The sequence below is a fragment of the Vibrio sp. OPT46 genome (assembly GCF_015163535.1).
Taxonomy (GTDB): domain Bacteria; phylum Pseudomonadota; class Gammaproteobacteria; order Enterobacterales; family Vibrionaceae; genus Vibrio; species Vibrio alginolyticus.
This window is the reverse complement of record NZ_JADDYG010000824.1, coordinates 171742-175604: the sequence shown is the minus strand read 5'-3', so window position 1 is coordinate 175604 and position 3863 is coordinate 171742. Positions and strand designations below refer to the sequence as shown.

At 47.5% G+C, this 3863-nt stretch carries 5 protein-coding genes; 4 read left to right on the top strand and 1 reads right to left on the bottom strand.

All coding sequences use genetic code 11. The features are described from left to right. The 4 genes from IQR33_RS34800 to IQR33_RS28875 form a co-directional block, all read left to right on the top strand. Window positions 1-583: substrate-binding domain-containing protein (locus IQR33_RS34800; protein WP_228014203.1), on the top strand; the 583-nt coding region annotated here is incomplete at its 5' end. Between the two features lie 55 nt (window positions 584-638). Beyond that, the gene (locus tag IQR33_RS28885; RefSeq protein WP_005379132.1) at window positions 639-1574 is read left to right on the top strand and encodes a LysR family transcriptional regulator; all 936 of its coding nucleotides are present in this window, start codon (window positions 639-641) and stop codon (window positions 1572-1574) included. A gap of 269 nt (window positions 1575-1843) precedes the next feature. Next, window positions 1844-2248: an SMR family transporter gene (locus IQR33_RS28880; RefSeq protein ID WP_005384225.1), complete on the top strand. Its 405-nt coding sequence runs from the start codon at window positions 1844-1846 to the stop codon at window positions 2246-2248. Further along, complete coding sequence (locus tag IQR33_RS28875) at window positions 2245-2574, top strand: SMR family transporter (protein WP_005478614.1); 330 nt, start codon at window positions 2245-2247, stop codon at window positions 2572-2574. The genes IQR33_RS28880 and IQR33_RS28875 overlap by 4 nt, the downstream gene beginning before the upstream one ends. A 710-nt stretch (window positions 2575-3284) precedes the next feature. Here the strand turns inward: IQR33_RS28875 and IQR33_RS28870 are convergent. Next, window positions 3285-3863, bottom strand: a 579-nt coding sequence (locus IQR33_RS28870) for a dihydroxy-acid dehydratase (RefSeq protein WP_193844267.1), incomplete at its 5' end; no start/stop codon positions are given.

Sequence of the window (3863 nt, the reverse complement as noted above, 5' to 3'; positions counted from 1 at the left end):
CAAAAATGCGGGCATTCCGGTGGTCGAAACCATGGAACTGCCATCGGAGCCGATTGATATGGCGGTTGGACTCGATCATGAAGATGCGTCGTACGCCGTGGTTAAGCAGATGCTAGATACGGGGAAGCGTACAATCGTCTATTTTGGCGCGCGTCTGGATACGCGAACCAAATTGCGGATGCAAGGTTACGATCGCGCGATGACAGAAGCAGGGCTAGAACCCAAACATGTATTAACTGGTGATCATTCTAGTTTTTCTTTAGCGCATGATTTGCTCGAACGCGCACTGGAAACGCACCCAACGCTCGATGGGGTGTTCTGTACCAACGATGACATCGCAATTGGCACCATGCTGAGTGCGCAGCAACGTGGCATTCAAGTTCCACAGAAATTGGCAGTGGCGGGCTATAACGCGCTGGATATCGGTCAAACCATCAGCCCGAAGCTGACCAGCGTTGATACGCCGCGTTTCCAAATTGGTGTAAAGAGCGCAGAGCTATTAATTGCGCGCCTGAAAGGCGAAACGCAAGAAGAAAAAGTCTTCGATATGGGGTATCAGATCACGTCGGGAGAGAGTGTTTAACTAATTGTTAACTGCTCTTTGTATTCGCTCATCAATGGTATTGGTAGGTTAGGGTATGGCACATCAGCTGGATGCATTGGATCTCAACTTAATGCGTTTATTAAAAGCCGTGGTGGAAAACCGCAGCATCAAGCTGGCCGCAATGCAGCTTGGCATTTCTCAACCGAGCGCCAGCCGCGGTGTGATGAAGTTGAAGCAAGTGTTTGATGACCCGCTTTTTGTGCGTAAAGCACATGGGGTAGAGCCATCACCCATGGCGATTCGTCTCGCCGCCGAGTTCGACAATATGGTTGCGCCACTGGAAAAAGTGGTGCAAGAATTTGAAGTGTTCGACCCACTGCAATACCAAGGGCAGATTGCGATTGTAACTGACCCTTATTTGATGGATGAACAAGGGCAGCGACTGCTCACTGGTTGTCATCGAGCCTTTCCCAAAGCGCACTTTGCCTTTTCCAGCTGGAATACTTACTCGCACGATGAAATGTTAGAAGGCGAGCACGATTACTGCATTCTTGACCAAGAGACCGAGCTGTCGAAAGACATTTACATGCGCCCGTTATTCGTTGAAAAACGAGTGATTTTGGCGCGCAAAAACCACCCAACGTTGTCGAAAGTCAGCAATGATTGGGACACGGTGTCCAAACTACCACTCGTCTCTTTGCCTGCGCCTGCGTCATATAAACCGCTTTGTACCGTGGAGTCCGAGTATCGACGCATGGGTTATGAGCCAGTAGTGTTACTGAAGTCCTATAATTTGCGTTTGGCTTGCCAAATGTTGCAAGAAACCGACGCGATTATGTATGCCAGTCAAAGCTCGGCATTGTTGATGCCAGAACTCGCCTCTTACGCAATGCCACCCGTTAATCGTGAGTTTAGCCAGTTTGTTGTCTCTGGCGGTTTCCTTCAAACCAACCGCAACCATCCTTTGCACAGACACCTGCATAAAGTGGTGCGACAAACCCTCAATACGCCGCTGATTTTTACGCAATGACGTCACCTTATGGCATCGGCTGAATGAGAGAGTAGATGCTTTAACCTTATCAATATTGTGTGATTACATAGACAACTTACTTCTTAAGATATTCAAAAATGAATATCTCAATTACCTGTCTCTTTTTCCTACCCAGCGCTAACCTTATCTCAAATAGTCAGGAGAAGTGGCTCATTTTTATCTTTTTAACTTTTTGAATGTCGATACAGGTACGCGGCATTCACCATTCTCCGTTATGCATTTTTTTAATTTCTGATGGAGGATTAATCATGCTAGTTGCACGTCTATTTTTATTGCTCGCCATCGTTGCCGAAGTGGCTGGTACCAGCACTATGTCTCTTATCGGACAAGGGCACGGGTGGTGGGGCTACATCGTAATGTATGTGCTGATCGCAATCTCTTACTACTTTCTCGCGTTTGCCGCGAAGAAAATATCGATAGGTGTGGCATACGCTGTTTGGGAAGGGTTAGGTATCTCGTTGATCACCGTGGTGTCGATCATCGCCTTTGATGCACACTTAAACCATCAAGAGTTGTTTGGTTTGATGTTAGCCGTTGTTGGCATTGTGTGTGTGACCTTAGGGGAATCACATGGTCAACCTAACGCCAAGAAAAATGCCGATAAACCGGCAAAAGAACGTTCATTTTCTACTAGTACAAGGTGCGAATCATGAGTCAATTTTTTACGATGTCATTTGGATTTGTCGTGATGGCTGCCTTGGTCGATATCATGGCCAATATGGCGCTGACACGCTCAAAAGGTTTTAAATATAAAGGCTGGGGCATTGCGGCGATTGTGTTGGTACTGACAGCATTCACGCTGTTGGCACAAGCGGTGAAAGAGATCGACTTAGCCATTGCTTATGCCTCTTGGGGTGCGATCGGTATCTTGGGTACCGCAGTGGGTGGAGCCTTGCTGTTTAAGCAGAAACTCAAACCAATCGGCTGGTTTGGTATCTTTGTGGTGATTGCTGCCGTCGTAGTGATGAAGACCGCTTGATGTAATTTACTGAATGCTAGATATCGTCATTCTGAGCAGCAAGAGACGAGCGTGATTCAGAATCTACCAACAAAAAGTGCTGTGGAAGAGGGGTTTTCTCTGGCTTCACAGCATTTTGCTATTAGATTCCTGATCTCGCCTAGGCTCGTCGGAATGACGGATTCATTCGTTTTTTAGAAAGAACTGAGGCTAATCCCAAAGCTCGTCATTCTGAACAGCGAGGGACGAGCGTGATTCAGAATCTACCAACAAAAAGTGCAGTGGTAGAGGAGTTTTCTCTAGCTTCACAACACGTTGATAGTAGATTCCTGATCTCGCCTAGGCTCATCGGAATGACGGATTCATTCGTTTAAAAAGAACCGAGGCCAATCCTAAAGCTTGCCATTCTGAACTGCGAGGGACGGTCGTGATTCAGAATCTACCAACAAAAAGTGCTGTGGCAGAGGAGTTTTCTCTGACGTCATAGCATGTCGATATTAGATTCCTGATCCTGCTGAGGCTCGTCGGAATGACGGATTCATTCGTTTTTTAGAAAGAACCGAGGCCAATCCTAAAGCTCGTCATTCTGAACTGCGAGGAACGAGTGTGATTCAGAATCTACCAACAAAAAGTGCAGTGGCAGAGGAGTTTTCTCTGACTTCACTGCACGCTGATATTAAATTCCTGATTTTGCTTAGGCTCGTCGGAATGACGAGGTTTTTCTTCTCGCCTTAAACAATAAAGCTTGCGCCTTCTTCTGCACTCGATACGTTTTGGCGGATCACGCTAAACAAGCCTCGTCCCCAAGTTTGTTGGGTCGATTCGGTATCGAAATGAATCAACTCGCGACCAGTGGTGTCGCTTAAGTTGTTCAGTTCGCCCGTTTGACAATCAAGGCGAATCAAATCACCGTTGCGCACTAAACCAATCGCGCCACCACGAATGGCTTCTGGAGAAACGTGAATCGCAGACGGAATTTTACCGGATGCACCAGATAAACGACCGTCCGTCACTAGCGCGACTTTAAAGCTCGCTTTTTGCACGTTCCCTAAAATTGGCATCAGCTTGTGTAGTTCAGGCATGCCGTTTGCCGCTGGGCCGTTGTGTGTGACCACAACGATGCAGTCTTTGTTCAGCTCGCCACGTTTGTACGCGGCCTCCACTTCGTGTTGGCATTGGAATACGATCGCTGGTGCAACAATCACGCGTTGCTCTTCTTTCACCGCAGACACTTTCACCACGGCTTTGCCTAAGTTGCCAGTCAATACGCGAGTGCCGCCAGTATTTTGGAATGTGGCGTCTGGTTTGGC

Excerpts from the sequence above, each read along its gene's own strand:
- IQR33_RS28885 (WP_005379132.1), top strand. The coding sequence starts at position 639 with ATGGCACATCAGCTGGATGCATTGGATCTCAACTTAATGCGTTTATTA.
- IQR33_RS28880 (WP_005384225.1), top strand. The coding sequence starts at position 1,844 with ATGCTAGTTGCACGTCTATTTTTATTGCTCGCCATCGTTGCCGAAGTG.
- IQR33_RS28875 (WP_005478614.1), top strand. The coding sequence starts at position 2,245 with ATGAGTCAATTTTTTACGATGTCATTTGGATTTGTCGTGATGGCTGCC.